This window comes from Burkholderia lata, from assembly GCF_902499335.1.
Taxonomy (GTDB): domain Bacteria; phylum Pseudomonadota; class Gammaproteobacteria; order Burkholderiales; family Burkholderiaceae; genus Burkholderia; species Burkholderia lata_B.
Window position 1 is genome coordinate 79,349 of the sequence record NZ_CABVQK010000002.1, and the last position, 14,729, is coordinate 94,077.

The 14,729-nt window shown below is 67.0% G+C and carries 16 protein-coding genes; 11 read left to right on the plus strand and 5 right to left on the minus strand.

Annotated elements, in window-relative coordinates:
- Positions 1–84: 84 nt before the first annotated feature.
- The 5 genes from BCO18175_RS04615 to BCO18175_RS04635 are packed head-to-tail and all read right to left on the minus strand — an operon-like array spanning position 85 to position 4,158.
- Positions 85–372, minus strand: a complete 288-nt coding sequence (locus BCO18175_RS04615; RefSeq protein ID WP_174979681.1) for a gamma-butyrobetaine hydroxylase-like domain-containing protein — start codon at positions 370–372, stop codon at positions 85–87.
- The gene (locus BCO18175_RS04620; protein ID WP_174979683.1) at positions 369–1,364 is read right to left on the minus strand and encodes a HEAT repeat domain-containing protein; all 996 of its coding nucleotides are present in this window, start codon (positions 1,362–1,364) and stop codon (positions 369–371) included. The genes BCO18175_RS04615 and BCO18175_RS04620 overlap by 4 nt, the downstream gene beginning before the upstream one ends.
- A 31-nt stretch (positions 1,365–1,395) precedes the next feature.
- On the minus strand, positions 1,396–1,641 hold the full coding sequence (locus BCO18175_RS04625) for a 4Fe-4S dicluster domain-containing protein (protein WP_047900978.1): 246 nt from the start codon (positions 1,639–1,641) through the stop codon (positions 1,396–1,398).
- 10 nt (positions 1,642–1,651) lie between these two features.
- Entirely contained in the window at positions 1,652–3,391 is a 1,740-nt protein-coding gene (locus BCO18175_RS04630; protein ID WP_174979685.1) for a fumarate reductase/succinate dehydrogenase flavoprotein subunit, read from the minus strand.
- The gene (locus tag BCO18175_RS04635; protein ID WP_174979686.1) at positions 3,388–4,158 is read right to left on the minus strand and encodes a GntR family transcriptional regulator; all 771 of its coding nucleotides are present in this window, start codon (positions 4,156–4,158) and stop codon (positions 3,388–3,390) included. Before BCO18175_RS04635 ends, BCO18175_RS04630 begins: the two co-directional genes overlap by 4 nt.
- Positions 4,159–4,481: 323 nt before the next feature.
- On the opposite strand from BCO18175_RS04635, the gene BCO18175_RS04640 reads away from it, so the two are divergent.
- The 11 genes from BCO18175_RS04640 (at position 4,482) to BCO18175_RS04690 (ending at position 14,697) form a co-directional block, all read left to right on the plus strand.
- Positions 4,482–5,702, plus strand: a complete 1,221-nt coding sequence (locus tag BCO18175_RS04640) for an MFS transporter (protein ID WP_174979688.1) — start codon at positions 4,482–4,484, stop codon at positions 5,700–5,702.
- 277 nt (positions 5,703–5,979) lie between these two features.
- Positions 5,980–6,381, plus strand: a complete 402-nt coding sequence (locus BCO18175_RS04645; RefSeq protein ID WP_006478536.1) for a DnaJ family domain-containing protein — start codon at positions 5,980–5,982, stop codon at positions 6,379–6,381.
- Positions 6,378–6,986: a tRNA adenosine(34) deaminase TadA gene (gene tadA / locus BCO18175_RS04650; RefSeq protein ID WP_174979689.1), complete on the plus strand. Its 609-nt coding sequence runs from the start codon at positions 6,378–6,380 to the stop codon at positions 6,984–6,986. The genes BCO18175_RS04645 and tadA overlap by 4 nt, the downstream gene beginning before the upstream one ends.
- A 118-nt stretch (positions 6,987–7,104) precedes the next feature.
- Positions 7,105–8,043: a muramoyltetrapeptide carboxypeptidase gene (gene ldcA, locus BCO18175_RS04655; RefSeq protein ID WP_011352415.1), complete on the plus strand. Its 939-nt coding sequence runs from the start codon at positions 7,105–7,107 to the stop codon at positions 8,041–8,043.
- Between the two features lie 307 nt (positions 8,044–8,350).
- A complete protein-coding gene (locus BCO18175_RS04660; protein WP_174967387.1) occupies positions 8,351–9,055 on the plus strand; it encodes a GntR family transcriptional regulator in 705 nt (234 codons plus the stop codon).
- 150 nt (positions 9,056–9,205) lie between these two features.
- Positions 9,206–10,690 (plus strand): NCS1 family nucleobase:cation symporter-1, encoded by a 1,485-nt coding sequence (locus tag BCO18175_RS04665; protein ID WP_174979691.1) that lies wholly within the window; start codon positions 9,206–9,208, stop codon positions 10,688–10,690.
- 10 nt (positions 10,691–10,700) lie between these two features.
- Positions 10,701–11,492, plus strand: a complete 792-nt coding sequence (locus BCO18175_RS04670; protein ID WP_174979692.1) for an aspartate/glutamate racemase family protein — start codon at positions 10,701–10,703, stop codon at positions 11,490–11,492.
- A 148-nt stretch (positions 11,493–11,640) separates the two neighbouring features.
- Positions 11,641–12,594 (plus strand): allantoinase PuuE, encoded by a 954-nt coding sequence (gene puuE / locus BCO18175_RS04675; protein WP_174914577.1) that lies wholly within the window; start codon positions 11,641–11,643, stop codon positions 12,592–12,594.
- Positions 12,591–13,112, plus strand: coding sequence for a 2-oxo-4-hydroxy-4-carboxy-5-ureidoimidazoline decarboxylase (gene uraD / locus BCO18175_RS04680; protein ID WP_011352410.1), 522 nt, complete (start codon positions 12,591–12,593; stop codon positions 13,110–13,112). Before puuE ends, uraD begins: the two co-directional genes overlap by 4 nt.
- A gap of 62 nt (positions 13,113–13,174) precedes the next feature.
- Positions 13,175–14,188: an allantoicase gene (gene alc, locus BCO18175_RS04685; protein ID WP_174979693.1), complete on the plus strand. Its 1,014-nt coding sequence runs from the start codon at positions 13,175–13,177 to the stop codon at positions 14,186–14,188.
- A complete protein-coding gene (locus BCO18175_RS04690; protein ID WP_174967392.1) occupies positions 14,185–14,697 on the plus strand; it encodes an ureidoglycolate lyase in 513 nt (170 codons plus the stop codon). Before alc ends, BCO18175_RS04690 begins: the two co-directional genes overlap by 4 nt.
- Positions 14,698–14,729 lie beyond the last annotated feature (32 nt).

Below are 14,729 nucleotides of genomic sequence, written 5' to 3' on the forward strand. Positions count from 1 at the left end.
CGGTGGGTGGAGACGATCGTGGGCGTCAGTATCGCAGCGTTTCCGCACGCCCGCTATTTCGTCCGCCCACCCGCGGAAGCCACGTCACGGTCGCGCCGTCATCTCCGCCAGATACGGCCACGGATAGATGCCGCGCGCATGACCGTCGCCGAACATTGCGCGGATGCCGTAGCCGGCTGCTTCGACGCTGTCCAGCGTCAGGTCGGGCCGCGCATCGACACGACCGCCGCCGAGCCGGATCCTTCGGCATTCCGCACACGGGCAATCGCCGCGCAGCTGTGCATAGCCGATGCGTTGCGTCCGACCGTCCGGCCAGCGGAGTGTCAACGTACGCGCCGGATGATCGAGCACGATTTCGGTCGGGGAGATCATTGCGACGCCTCGTCGATTTGCCGGATCGCGATCCGCACGGCCTTGCGGACCTCCGGATCGTGATCCTCCAGCGCGTGAGTCAGCGCGGGCAACGTCGCGCGGTCGCGCAATTCACCGAGCGCAAGCGCGGCTTCCTTGCGCAGGTTGCTGATCGCATGCGAGAGCAGCGCGACGACGGCCGGCGCCGCGGCCGCATCGCGCAGTTGCCCGAGCGCACGCGCGGCACGCAGGCGCACCTGCCAGTAGCCGTCGTCGAGCGCGGCGACGAGCAGCTCGCGCGCGGTCGCGACACGCAGCTTGCCGAGCGTCGTGGCCGCCTCCTCGCGCACCTGCCATTCGTGGTCGCGCAGCGCGGCGAACAGTGCGTGGATGGTGGACGCATCGTCGGGCGTCGCGAACCCGATCGCGCCAACCGCGCCGCGCCGCACGTCCGCTGCGGCATCGGTCGTCGCGATGCGCGCGAGCGGCGGCAGCGCACGCGGATCCTTGAGCCAGCCGAGTACCGCCACTGCCTCGGCGCGCACGGCAGCGTGTTCGGCATCGAGCGCGTGCAGTGCGGGGGCGAACGCGGCGGGATCGCGCAACTCGCGCAATCCGCGCAGCACGGCACGACGCACGAACGGCTCGGGCCGGGCGGCCCATCGACACAGCACGGCGCCCGATGCCGTGTCCTTCAGTTCGGACAGGCTCTGTGCCGCGGCGGCGCGCACGTCGTCGTCCGGATCGAGCAGTGCGCCGCACAGTGCGTCGACGACATCGGGCTGCTCCCACGCACCGAGCACCCGGGCGGCTTCGCCACGCACGTCGGCCGACGGATCGTCGCGCAGCGCGGCGATGAAAGCGGGCACGAACGCCGGTTCCTCGAGATCGGCGAGTTCGAACAATGCGACGCGGCGCACGGACGCATCGGGTGCGGCGAGGCGGGCGACGAGTGCGGCTTCGTCGGGGGCGTGTGCGCGGGGCAACGCGGCAGCGAAGGTGGAGTCGGTCATGAGCGGCGGGAAAGAGCGTTGAGGGGTACGGTCAGCGCAGCAGGTAAGGAATGTCGACCTTGACCGCGCCGGTCGGGCAGTCGCGCTCGCATGGCATGCAGTACCAGCATTCGTCGAACTGCATGTACGCCTTGCCCTTGGTCACGTCGATCGCGAGCAGGTCGAGCGGGCACACGTCGACGCAGACGGTGCAGCCTTTGTCGGCGATGCACAGGGCCTCGTCGATCGTCACGGGTGCGCTGCTGCGCTGGAAGATGTCGTGCGGGGTATGGGGCATGGCAGGTTCCTCAGAGGGCAGCCGCGAGCGCGGCCGGTTCGCGGATGCGCAGATTCGTATAGGCGGTGCGATCGTCGTCGGCAAGCGGCACGACGTACGGTTCGACCGGCCGCTTCTCGCTGCGCATCGCACCGTCGGCGTCCTTGCGCAGCCAGGTGTGGCAGAACCATTCGGCGTCGTTGCGATGCGGAAAGTCGACGCGATGGTGGTACAGCCCCCAGCGGCTCTCGGTGCGGAACAGCGACGCGCGCGCGGCCATTTCCGCGCAGTCGCGAATCGCGCGCACCTCGGCGGCGCGCATCAGTTCATGCGGATGGTTCGCCTTGATCTCTTCGATATCCTCAGTAATGGCGTCAAAGCGTTGCAGCCCGATTTCCATCTTGCGCGTCACCTTCGGCGGTTGCAGGTAGTCGTTCACCATGCGGCGCAGCTTGTATTCGACCTGCGCCGGCGCCAGGCCGCGCTCGCGCAGCAGCGGGGCAAGCACGCGCGTGCGTTCGGCGGCGACCTGTTCGTCGTCCACCGGCGCATGCTCGCGGCCGGCCACGTAGTCGGCCGCGTTCTGCCCGGCAAACCAGCCGTACGTAAAGGCGCCGAGCATGTAGTTGTGCGGAACGGCCGCCATGTCGCCGGCCGCGTAGAGCCCGGGCACGGTCGTCTCCGCGCGGGCGTTCACGTACACGCCGGATGCGCTGTGGCCGCTGCAGAAACCGATCTCGGAGATGTGCATCTCGACCATCTGGCTGCGGTAATCGGTGCCGCGCCCCGCATGGAAGCGGCCGCGGCTCGGCCGCTCGTTCGTATGCAGGATCTGCTCGATGGTCTGGATCGTTTCTTCAGCGAGATGGTCGAGCTTCAGGAACACGGGGCCATTGCCGCTTTGCAGTTCCTGGTAGAACTCCCACATCATCTGGCCGCTCCAGTAATCGCATTCGATGAAGCGTTCGCCGTTGCCGTTCGCGGTGAAACCGCCGAGCGGGCCCGTCACGTACGCACACGCGGGACCGTTGTAGTCCTTGATCAACGGATTGATCTGGAAACACTCGAGATTCGCGAGCGCGGCACCGGCGTGATAGGCCATCGCATAGCCGTCGCCTGCGTTGGTCGGGTTCTCGTACGTGCCCATCAGGTAGCCCGAGGCCGGCAGCCCGAGGCGGCCGGCCGCGCCGCAGCAGAGGATCACGGCCTTCGCGCGGATCACGTGGAACTCGGCGGTGCGGCAGTCGAAGCCGAGCACGCCGCTCGCGCGGCCCTGCGCGTCGGTCAGCACGCGCGTCGCGACGATCCGGTTCGTGATCGCGATACGCGCGCGCTTCAACTGCCGGTACAACACCTTCTTGATGTCGTGTCCTTCCGGCATCGGCAGCACGTACGAGCCCATGTGATGGACCTTCTTCACCGCGTAGTCGCCGGTGCCGTCCTTCTCGAACTTCACGCCCCAGCGGTCGAGCTGCTCGATCGTCGCGAAGCTGTGCGTCGCATACGCATACACGGCTTCCTGGTCGACGATCCCGTCATTGGCGATCGTGATCTCGCGCGTGTACTGCTCGGGCGTCGCATGCCCGGGGATCACCGCGTTGTTCAGGCCGTCCATCCCCATCGAGATCGCGCCGCTGCGCTTCACGTTGGCTTTTTCGAGCAGCAGCACGCGCAGGGACGGGTCGCGTTCCTTCGCCTTGATCGCCGCCATCGGGCCGGCCGTGCCGCCGCCGACCACGACGATGTCGTATTCGAGCACATGGGTAGTCATCGCTGTTTCCTTGCAGGTTTGCGCGGTTTCTGCCGGTCGACGCGCAGCCGGTACTGGAAGGCGTCGCCGCGGAAGTAGAGGTATTCGTAGTCGATCGGTGCGCCCGACGCGTCATGCGTGAGGCGCTCGATGCGCAGCACGGGGCTGCTTTCCTCGACATGGAGCGCATCGACGATCTCGTCGTCAGCGAGGATCGCGTCGATCGACACATCGGCATGGCCGAGCGGGATGCCGCAGTCGTTTTCCAGGACGAGGAAAATGTCGCGGGTCGCGAGATCGGTGCCCGCGAGGCGCTTGCCGAGTGCTTCGGGCACCCACGTCTGTTCGAGCGACACGGGTTCGCGATTCAGCAGCCGCACGCGATGAATCTCGATGAGCGGCGCGCCCTCGGGCACGTTCAGCTTCGTCGCGAGATGACGGTCGGCCTTGACGGTGCGGAAACTGCGCACCTGGTTGACGATCTCGTAGCCCATCGACGACATCGCCTCGGCGAAGCCCTGCAGCGACGTCACGTTCTGGAACGCCTTCGGCTTCGACACGAAGGTGCCCTTGCCGTGCAGCTTGAACAGCAGTCCTTCCTTCTGCAGATCGCCGAGCGCCTGGCGCACCGTGATGCGGCTGACGTCGAACATCGCGCAGAGTTCGTGCTCGGAAGGCATCCGGCTGTGGGGCGCATAGGTGCCGTCGAGAATGCGCGCGCGCAGCGTGTCCTTGATCTGCACGTAGAGCGGGGCCGCCGACAGCGGCACGACGTTGGGGGAGGTCATCGATCGACTTGTTATGACAAGATGAGCCGAGTGTAGCCAGCGCGATCGCACGGCCCAACCAACTATTTCTGATTTCGACTTTCCTATTCCGGAAAAGCGCGGCGGCAAGGGGCAGACCGAACGGGCGATCCGGGATGTGGTGTCGGTCCGCTCCGCCCGTTGCGGGCGGAGCGGATCGGCGGACAATGAAAAATACGGCGGCGCGTGTGCCATGCATGTCGATTTCCCGATGCGTCGCCCGTCGTATCCATGTCGACCGGGTATTGCGCCGAGCAGGTGGCGCCCGGTGCCCGAGGACCGCCGTCACGAAAAGGAGGCACCCCATGCCGGATTCCCGATACCGCTGGGTCATCGTCGCCGCGGGCGGCCTGATGGGCTGCATCGCGATCGGCGCGATGTTTTCGCTGCCGGTGTTCCTGCGCGCGATCGCGCGCGACACGGGCTGGTCGATGACCGGCATTTCCGGCGCGATGACGCTCGGCTTCATCGCAATGGCTTTCGCGAGCATGGGGTGGGGCAGCCTGTCGGATCGCATCGGCACGCGCCCGGTCGTCATCACGGGCGCCGTGCTGCTGTCGGCGAGCCTGGCACTGGCGAGCCGCGCGCCGTCGCTGCTCGCGTTCCAGCTCACTTTCGGCCTTGCCGTCGGCGCTGCGACGGCCGCGATATTCGCGCCGATGATGGCGTGCGTGACGGGCTGGTTCGACACGCACCGCAGCCTCGCGGTGTCGCTCGTGTCGGCCGGCATGGGGATGGCGCCGATGACGATGGCCCCGCTGGCCGCATGGCTCGTGTCGGTGCGCGACTGGCGCACGTCGATGCTGCTGATTGCGGCGCTGGCGGCGGCCGTGATGATTCCGGTGTCGCTGCTGGTGCGCCCGGCACCCGCGCTCGACGGCGCGCACGCGGCTCCAGCCGCGTCAGCGCCTGCCGGCGAACCTGCGGCGATGTCGGTCGCGGATGCGCTGCGTTCGCCGCAGTTCATCGTGCTGCTGCTGACCAACTTCTTCTGTTGCGCGACGCACTCGGGCCCGATCTTCCATACGGTCAGCTACGCGGTGACGTGCGGGATCCCGCTGATCGTCGCGGTGTCGATCTACAGCGTCGAAGGGCTCGCCGGCATGGGCGGCCGGATCGCATTCGGGATCCTGGGCGACCGCATCGGCGCGAAGCGCATGCTGGTGGCCGGGCTGCTCGCGCAGGCGCTCGGCGCGCTCGGGTACGACTTCGTGCGCACGCTCGACGGGTTCTACGCGGTCGCGACCTTGTTCGGCTTCATCTACGCGGGCGTGATGCCGCTGTATTCGGTGCTCGCGCGCGAGAACTTCCCGCTGCGGATGATGGGCACCGTGATCGGCGGCTGCGCGATGGCCGGCAGCCTCGGGATGGCCGCGGGCCCCGTGGCCGGCGGCCTGATCGTCGATACGTTCGGCAGCTACGGCTGGCTGTACGTCGGTTCGTTCGCGATCGGTGTCGGCGCGTTCCTGATGGCGATGATGTTCCGCCCGTTCGCGAAAGCGCGGCAGGAAACGGTGGCCGCGTGACCCGGCGACGGAGGCGGGACGGCTTCCGTTTCACCCAATCGGCCTGGCCCGGCCCGCGTCGCCGGAGAAAAAACAGGGCCCGACACCGGGTGCGTTCGAGCGTGCCCGGACGGCCCGCAGCCCGCTGCAGCGCAGCAGAGCGGCAAATGATGCCGATCCGCATGCATGCGCCACGATTCGGCCCCTAAAAAAGCAATATCGAGCATATATTCGAAGTGCCTGTCATACCCGCGTCACCCTGCTAGAATTCGGCCTGCCGCATTGTTCCGATTGACTGATGAGATTGCTTGACGCCCTGGTCGAACAACGTATTGCCGCCGCCGCCGCGCGGGGCGAGTTCGACGATTTGCCGGGTACCGGCGCGCCGCAGGCGCTGGATGACGACCTGCTCGTGCCCGAGGAGGTGCGGGTGGCCAACCGTATCCTGAAGAATGCGGGCTTCGTGCCGCCGGCCGTCGAGCAATTGCGCGCGCTGCGCAACCTGCATGACGAAGTGCAGGCGGTCAGCGACCGCGCCGCGCGATGCCGGCTGCAGGCGAAGATCCTCGCGCTCGACATGGCGCTCGAATCGCTGCGCGGCGGCCCGATGGTGATGCCGCGCGACTACTGCCGGCGCATCGCTGAGCGTCTGTGCGAGCGCGGGCTCGACGAAGCGTCCGCCGAAGCGGGGCCGATGTGACGTCCGACGCGCTGCACGACGCAGCCCGGTCGGCAGCCGCCCCGGCGGCCGAACCCGCCGCCGATTCTCCCGTTCCCGAAGCCATGCCCGAATCGGCGCCCGTATCGGCGCGCGACCTGCATTTCATGCGTCTGGCGCAGGCTGCAGCCGAAGAGGCGCGCGCAGCCGGCGAAGTGCCGGTCGGTGCGGTGCTCGTGCGTGGCGACGAAGTGATCGCGCGCGGCTTCAACCATCCGATCGGCGGGCACGACCCGTCCGCCCATGCGGAAATGGCCGCGCTGCGCATGGCCGCGCAGCATCTGCAGAATTACCGGATGCCCGGCTGCGAACTGTACGTGACGCTCGAGCCGTGCCTGATGTGCGCGGGTGCGATCATGCATGCGCGCATCGCGCGGGTCGTCTACGGCGCCGCCGATCCGAAGACCGGCGCGTGCGGCAGCGTGATCGACGCGTTCGCGAATCCGCAGCTCAATCACCACACCGAAGTGACCGGCGGCGTGCTCGCCGACGAGTGTGGCGCCGCGCTGAAGTCGTTCTTCGCCGAGCGCCGTCGCGCGTTGCGCGAAGCACGGCTGGCCCGCGACGCCGAATCCGGCGCGTCATAGGCGCGCCCGCCGCGCCCGTCGCCCGGTGCCCGGCGCGAGCCTGGCGTGCACGGCTCCGTGAACCGGAGACGGTCCGGACCCTCTAAGCAGGTTTGACGACCCGACACTTTTCTTCGCCATGTCCTTCCAGCCCGCCGCGTCCTACACCATCCGCCTGCTTGCGCCGTCCGGTTATCCGCACGACCCCGACGCGATCAATCGCGCGCTCGAGCGCCTCAGCACTGCGCAGCACCGCATCGAGAACATCGAGGCGACGCAGCGGCGCTTCCAGCGGTTCGGCGGCACCGACGGCGAGCGGGCGGGCGACCTGAATCGTCTTGCCGATCCCGAGCGGCCGCTGCCGGACATCGCGCTCGCGGTACGTGGCGGCTATGGCGCCGCGCGGATCCTGCACGGGCTCGACTATCGCGGGCTCGAACGCAGGCTGCGCGACCAGCCGGTCGCGCTCGTCGGCCACAGCGACTTCACGGCGCTCCAGCTCGCGCTGTACGCGAAGGCCCGCATCAAGACGTTCGGCGGCCCGATGCTGTCCGCCGACTTCGGCGCGGAAACGCCGAGCGATTTCACGATGCAGCACTTCTGGCAGACGCTGACGCAGCCGAGCACGACGATCATCGCCGAAGCGCCGCAGGTGCAGAGCGTGAACGTGACGGGCACGCTGTGGGGCGGCAACCTCGCGATCCTCACGTCGCTCGTCGGCACGCCGTACATGCCCGACATCGAAGGCGGCATCCTGTTCATCGAGGACGTGAACGAGCAGCCGTTCCGGATCGAACGGATGATCTATCAACTGCACCTGTCGGGGCTGCTCGCGCGCCAGCAGGCGCTCGTGCTCGGCCAGTTCACCGGCGCGCGGCCGTTCGAGTACGACAACGGCTACGACATGCAGGCGATGATCGACCAGGTGCGTGAGGTGGTGGGGATCCCGGTCGTCACGGGGCTCCAGTTCGGCCACGTTCCCGACCTGCTGACGCTCCCGTTCGGCGCGCAGGCGCAACTGGTCGCGAATGCGCACGGTTTCCGGCTCACGCTGTCCGACTATCCGCATCTTGGCTGAGGCGGGAGCGATCGATTGAAAGGCGGGTTTCCCGCCTTTTTCTTTATTTAAGTACGCAACTAACGGTCTATATTTTTCGTCGACGCCAACAGGGTCGGTGCCGTATCTTGCACCAGTTTTGTCAACAAAATGACCGCGAGGGTATACGACGAAAAGCGCCTCTGTCGTACATCTCAGCCTTGCTGTGCCTGGATTTGATGCATCGTGCACCGAATGGGATGGCATCGATGCACGCCGATTGTGCGCAATACCGGAAAAGAATTGTTGACAATCTTTATGTCCGCCCTAGGATGAGGATCATCACGCGATGCCGATCATGAACGAGCCCGAATCCCACCCGTCCGGTGCAGCCAGTCCCGAAGCGATCGCCGAGCGAATCCGCACGGCGATCCTCGAGCATCGGCTCGCGCCCGGCGCGAAGTTGACGGAGGCGCAGCTCTGCGACGTGTTCAACGTGAAGCGCGGGGCGATCCGTCAGGCGCTCGCGCAGCTCGCGACGGACAAGCTGGTCGATCTCGAGCCGAACCGCGGCGCGTTCGTCGCGAGCCCGACGTTGCAGGACGTGCACGAGGTGTTCGAGATGCGCCGGATCATCGAGCTCGCCGTGGTCGAGCGGCTCGCGACCGGGCCCGGCGCGAAGCGGCTGAAGGGAGTCGCCGCGCTGATCGAGAAGGAACGCAAGGCGTTCGAGCGGCACGACTTCGCGGCCTGGATCCGCCTGTCGGGCGAATTCCATACGACGCTCGCCACGCTGATGGGCAATGCGACGCTCAGCGAGTGCCTCGAAGGGCTCGTCGCACGCTCGACGCTGATGTCGGCGCTGTACGAATCGCACGGGCGCAGCCCGTGCTCGTGCGACGACCACGACGAGATCCTCGGCGCGCTGGAGGCAGGCGATCCGAAGCGGGCGGTGACGCTGATGGCGCACCACCTGCAGCATGTCGAACTGAAGATGCTGGACCGGCCCGCACAAGGGCAGGTCGATTTGCGCGAAGTGTTCGGCGGCGCCTGAGCGGCGACGCGAACCCGGCCGCGCGCCACAAGAACGAGCGAAATGCAGGCCTGCGGCGTTTGCCGCGGGCCGCTGGTCCGACTCCGGGCGTCGATCCGGAGCGATATCGATGACGGTGGAGCGGCCTTCCGGCCGCGTCAAGGAGAAGTCATGGCTCAGTTCAGTGTGGCGCACGACAGCGCCTATCCGGCAGAAGAAGGCGGCGAGGGCGGCGACCCGACGCTGCCGAATGGTTACAGCGAACGTCTGTACAACGAAGATTTGGCACCCCTGAAAAATCAGACATGGGGTTCATACAATATCTTCGCGTTCTGGATGTCGGACGTGCACAGCGTCGGCGGCTACGTGTTCGCGGGCAGCCTGTTCGCGCTCGGGCTGACGAGCTGGCAGGTGCTGATCGCGCTGATCGTCGGGATCGGCATCGTGAACGTGCTGTGCAACCTGATCGCGCGGCCGAGCCAGCAGGTCGGCGTGCCGTATCCGGTCGCGTGCCGCGCGACCTTCGGCGTGCTCGGCGCGAACGTGCCGGCCGTGATCCGCGGGCTGATCGCGATCGCGTGGTACGGCATCCAGACCTATCTCGCATCGAGCGCGCTCGTGATTGTCGTGCTGAAATTCTTCCCGCAATGGCTGCCTTACGCGGACGTGCATCGCTACGGCTTCCTCGGGCTCTCGGCGGTCGGCTGGGCCGGCTTCATGCTGCTGTGGGTGCTCCAGGCGTTGGTGTTCTGGAACGGGATGGAGACGATCAAGAAGTTCATCGACTTCGCGGGGCCGGCCGTCTACGTCGTGATGTTCATCCTCGCCGGCTACATGGTGTGGCGCGCGGGCTGGCGCAATATCGGCATCAACCTCGGCGGCGTGAAGTACCACGGCGCGGAAGTGATTCCGGTGATGATCACGGCCGTGTCGCTGGTCGTGTCGTACTTCTCGGGGCCGATGCTGAACTTCGGCGATTTCTCGCGCTACTGCCGTTCGTTCGGCGAAGTGAAGCGCGGCAATTTCTGGGGGCTGCCCGTCAACTTCCTCGCGTTCTCGCTCGTCACGGTGATCACGACGGCCGCGACGCTGCCGGTGTTCGGTGAACTGATCACCGACCCCGTCGAGACGGTCGGCCGCATCGACCATCCGACCGCGGTGATCCTCGGCGCGCTGACGTTCACGATCGCGACGATCGGCATCAACATCGTCGCGAACTTCGTGTCGCCCGCGTTCGACTTCTCGAACGTCGCGCCGCGCCTGATCAGCTGGCGCGCGGGCGGGATGCTAGCGGCCGTCGCGTCGATCTTCATCACGCCGTGGAACCTGTTCAACAACCCGGCCGTGATCCACTACACGCTCGACGTGCTCGGCGCGTTCATCGGCCCGCTGTACGGCGTGCTGATCGCCGACTTCTACCTCGTCAAGCGCGGCCGGCTCGTGCGCGACGATCTGTACACGATGTCGGAAAGCGGCACGTACTGGTACACGGGCGGCGTGAACCGCCGCGCGCTCGCAGCGCTCCTGCCGGCCGCGGTGATCGCGGTCGTCTGCGTGATGGTGCCGGGCTGGCAGGGCATCGCGAACTTCTCGTGGTTCATCGGTGCGGGGCTCGGCTTCGTGTTCTACCGGCTGCTCGTGAGCGCGAAGGCCTGAGGAGCGTGCGATGAAGATTCGACTGATCAATCCGAATACGACGCAGCGGATGACCGATGCGATGGGCCGCTGCGCGCGCGAGGTCGCCGCCGCCGGCACGGAAATCGTCGCGGTGAGCCCGCCGATGGGGCCGCCGTCGATCGAAGGGTATTACGACGAGGCGCTCGCGACACCGGGGCTGCTCGCCGAGATCGTGCAGGGCGAGCGCGACGGCTGCGACGCGTACGTGATTGCATGTTTCGGCGATCCGGGCCTCTACGCGGCGCGCGAGCTGGCGCGCGGGCCGGTGATCGGCATTGCCGAGGCGGCGATGCATGCGGCGAGCGTGCTCGCACCGGGCTTCTCGGTCGTCACGACGCTCGCGCGCACCTGCGGGATGGCGTGGCACCTGGCCGAGCGCTACGGGATGAAGCGGTTCTGCCGCAACGTGCGCGCGACCGACGTCGCGGTGCTCGAACTCGACCGGCCGGGCTCGGCCGCGCGCCGGATCATCGTCGACGAATGCCGGCGTGCGCTCGACGAGGACGGCGCCGACGCGATCGTGCTCGGTTGCGCGGGGATGGCCGAGTTCGCGCACGAGATCGAGCAGCAGATCGGCGCGCCGGTGGTCGAGGGCGTCACGGCGGCCGTCAAGTGGGCCGAGGCGCTCGTCGCGCTGCGCCTCGCGACCGCGAAGCGCGGCGACTACGCGCGGCCGCTGCCGAAGCGCTACGACGGCGCGTTCGCCCGCTTCAGCCCGCCGGACGGGGATCAGGCGGAACCGGCGCCGAATTTGCCGCAACCGCACATACACACCGTCTGACACGCACTATCTGCGCCGCTGTATGGGCGCGTATGGGCGTTTTCGCTACACTGGGCCGTCATCGCATCGGCTTGCGCAGCCGGCCTCCGGCACCCGCGCAGTCGATGCGAACCCATTATTTCAGCGAGCTTTCGCCGCACCTCGAACCATGTCACTCGATCCCAACTATCCTCGCGACCTGATCGGCTACGGCCGCCATCCCGTTCAGGCGAACTGGCCGGGGCGCGCCCGCGTTGCCGTGCAATTCGTGCTGAACTACGAGGAGGGCGGCGAGAACTGCGTGCTGCACGGCGATCCGGGCTCCGAGCAGTTCCTGTCCGAAATCGTCGGCGCGGCCGCGTATCCCGACCGCCACATGAGCATGGAGTCGATCTACGAATACGGTTCGCGGGCCGGCGTATGGCGCATCCTGCGCGAATTCGAGAAGCGCGGGATGCCGCTGACGGTATTCGGCGTCGGCATGGCGATCGAACGCCACCCGGAGCTTGCGCGCGCATTCGTCGAGCTGGGCCATGAAATCGCGTGCCACGGCTGGCGCTGGATCCACTACCAGAGCATGACGCCGGAACTCGAGGCCGAGCACATGCGCCTCGGGATGGAAGCGATCGAGCGCGTGACGGGCGAGCGCCCGCTCGGCTGGTACACCGGCCGCGATAGCCCCAATACGCACCGCCTGGTCGCGGAATACGGCGGCTTCCTGTACGACTCCGACAACTACGGCGACGACCTGCCGTTCTGGATGGACGTTGAAGTATCGGGCGGCAAGCAATCGCCGCAACTGATCGTGCCGTACACGCTCGACACGAACGACATGCGCTTCGCGACGCCGCAGGGCTTCAACACCGGCGATCACTTCTTCGACTACCTGCGTGATGCATTCGACGTGCTGTACGCGGAGGGCGACGAGGCGCCGAAGATGTTGTCGATCGGCATGCACTGCCGGTTGCTCGGCCGGCCGGGCCGGTTCCGCGGGCTGCAGCGTTTCCTCGATCACATCGAGAAGCACGATCGCGTATGGGTGACGCGCCGTGTCGATATCGCGCGTCACTGGCGTGAACATCATCCGTATCAGCCCAATCATCGAAACGAAGGGAAAGCATGAAGGCGATGCGCTACACGTTGGAACAACTGAATACGATGGCGCCGAGCGCATTTGTCGCGGCATTGTCGGGGATTTTCGAACATTCGCCGTGGGTGGCCGAAGTCGCCGCGGGCGAGCGGCCGTTCGCGAGCATCGACGCGCTGCACAAGACGATGTCGGGCGCGGTGGAAACGGGCGGCGAAGTGCGCCAGCTCGCGCTGATCAACGCTCACCCGGAGCTGGCAGGCAAGGCCGCCGTGCGCGGCGAGCTGACCGCCGAGTCGACGCGCGAGCAGAGCGGCGCGGGCCTCGACCAGTGCACGCAGGAAGAATTCGACAAGCTGCTGACGCTGAACCGCACGTATCGCGAGAAGTTCGGCTTCCCGTTCATCCTCGCGGTGCGCGGCTATGACCGGCACGGCATCATCGCGAACTTCGAGTCGCGCGTGAATCATTCGCGCACCGAGGAGCTGCGGGCGAGCCTCGACCAGATCTACCGGATCGCGCGCTTCCGCCTCGACGACCTGATCGACGCCTGACACCGCAACAGGGCCTGCTGCGTCGCAGCGGCCTGATCGCATCACTGAACCAAGGAAACATCATGGCTGTTCCGCTTCTCGATCCCAACGCTCCCGACTTCACGCGGCGCTACGTGAATCTTGCCGACCCGCGTCTCGGTGCGCAGGCGCTCGAAGCCAGCGACGATTTCTTCGCGCCGAAGGACCGGATGCTGAACCCCGAGCCGGCCGTCTTCATCCCCGGCAAGTACGACGACCACGGCAAGTGGATGGACGGCTGGGAAACGCGCCGCAAGCGCACGACGGGCTACGACTGGTGCATCGTCAAGCTCGCGCGCCCGGGCGTGATCAAGGGCTTCGACATCGACACGAGCCACTTCACCGGCAACTTCCCGCCGGCCGCGTCGATCGAGGCCGCGTTCGTGGCCGAAGGCGCGCCGACGCATGCGACCGAGTGGGTCGAGATCGTGCCGTCGACGACGCTGCAGGGCAACAGCCATCACTACGTCGAAGCGAGCGATGCGCGCGCGTTCACGCACCTGCGCGTGAACATCTACCCGGATGGCGGCATTGCACGCCTGCGCGTGTACGGCCAGCCGCAGCTCGACTGGGCCGGCGCGAGCGCGACCGAGCAGTTCGATCTCGCGGCGATGGAAAACGGCGGGTACGTGGTGGCCGCGAACAACCAGCACTTCGGCGTCGCGTCGAACCTGCTGCTGCCGGGCCGCGGCGTGAACATGGGCGACGGCTGGGAAACCCGCCGCCGCCGCGAACCGGGCAACGACTGGGCGATCATCGCGCTCGCGCAGCCGGGCGTGATCCGCAAGATCGAAGTCGATACCGCGTTCTTCAAGGGCAACTTCCCGGACCGCTGCTCGATCCAGGCCGCATACGTGTCGGGCGGCACGGACAGCTCGCTGATCACGCAGTCGATGTTCTGGCCGGTGCTGCTCGGCGAACAGAAGCTGCAGATGGACAAGCAGCACTACTTCGAAAAGGACATCGCGTCGCTCGGCCCGGTCACGCACGTGCGACTGAACATCATTCCGGACGGCGGCGTGTCGCGCCTGCGTCTGTGGGGGACGCTCGACAAATGAAGACGCTTGCCATCGAACCGCTGACCAAGGAAGCCTTCGCGCCGTTCGGCGACGTGATCGAAACGGAAGGGGCGAAGCAGATCCCGATCAACCTCGGCACGACGATCCGCTTTCACGATCTCGCGAAAGTCGACGTGACCGATGAAGACGGCCGCACGCTCGTCAACCTGTTCCGCGGCCAGCCGCGTACGCTGCCGTTCGAAGTGAAGATGCTGGAGCGGCACCCGCTCGGCAGCCAGGCCTTCGTGCCGTTGAACGACCAGCCGTATCTCGTGGTCGTGGCGCCCGCGGGCGATCTCGATCCGGCGCAGATCCGCGCGTTCGTGACGAGCGGGTGGCAGGGCGTCAACTATGCGAAGGGCGTGTGGCATCACCCGCTGATCGCGCTCGGCGGCGTCAGCGACTTCATCGTCGTCGATCGCGGCGGCGACGGCCTGAACCTGAACGAACAGGACCTGCAGGAATCGCTGTGGCTGACCGACGAGGCGCTGCACGCGCTGACGGCCTGAGTCGCCGGCGTTTTTGCCAACGTCTGACGAAA

What these genes read in the sequence shown, in the direction of transcription:
- BCO18175_RS04615 (WP_174979681.1), bottom strand. Translation starts at nt 372, where the DNA reads ATGATCTCCCCGACCGAAATCGTGCTCGATCATCCGGCGCGTACGTTG.
- BCO18175_RS04620 (WP_174979683.1), bottom strand. Translation starts at nt 1,364, where the DNA reads ATGACCGACTCCACCTTCGCTGCCGCGTTGCCCCGCGCACACGCCCCC.
- BCO18175_RS04625 (WP_047900978.1), bottom strand. Translation starts at nt 1,641, where the DNA reads ATGCCCCATACCCCGCACGACATCTTCCAGCGCAGCAGCGCACCCGTG.
- BCO18175_RS04630 (WP_174979685.1), bottom strand. Translation starts at nt 3,391, where the DNA reads ATGACTACCCATGTGCTCGAATACGACATCGTCGTGGTCGGCGGCGGC.
- BCO18175_RS04635 (WP_174979686.1), bottom strand. Translation starts at nt 4,158, where the DNA reads ATGACCTCCCCCAACGTCGTGCCGCTGTCGGCGGCCCCGCTCTACGTG.
- BCO18175_RS04640 (WP_174979688.1), top strand. Translation starts at nt 4,482, where the DNA reads ATGCCGGATTCCCGATACCGCTGGGTCATCGTCGCCGCGGGCGGCCTG.
- BCO18175_RS04645 (WP_006478536.1), top strand. Translation starts at nt 5,980, where the DNA reads ATGAGATTGCTTGACGCCCTGGTCGAACAACGTATTGCCGCCGCCGCC.
- ldcA (WP_011352415.1), top strand. Translation starts at nt 7,105, where the DNA reads ATGTCCTTCCAGCCCGCCGCGTCCTACACCATCCGCCTGCTTGCGCCG.
- BCO18175_RS04660 (WP_174967387.1), top strand. Translation starts at nt 8,351, where the DNA reads ATGCCGATCATGAACGAGCCCGAATCCCACCCGTCCGGTGCAGCCAGT.
- BCO18175_RS04665 (WP_174979691.1), top strand. Translation starts at nt 9,206, where the DNA reads ATGGCTCAGTTCAGTGTGGCGCACGACAGCGCCTATCCGGCAGAAGAA.
- BCO18175_RS04670 (WP_174979692.1), top strand. Translation starts at nt 10,701, where the DNA reads ATGAAGATTCGACTGATCAATCCGAATACGACGCAGCGGATGACCGAT.
- puuE (WP_174914577.1), top strand. Translation starts at nt 11,641, where the DNA reads ATGTCACTCGATCCCAACTATCCTCGCGACCTGATCGGCTACGGCCGC.
- uraD (WP_011352410.1), top strand. Translation starts at nt 12,591, where the DNA reads ATGAAGGCGATGCGCTACACGTTGGAACAACTGAATACGATGGCGCCG.
- alc (WP_174979693.1), top strand. Translation starts at nt 13,175, where the DNA reads ATGGCTGTTCCGCTTCTCGATCCCAACGCTCCCGACTTCACGCGGCGC.
- BCO18175_RS04690 (WP_174967392.1), top strand. Translation starts at nt 14,185, where the DNA reads ATGAAGACGCTTGCCATCGAACCGCTGACCAAGGAAGCCTTCGCGCCG.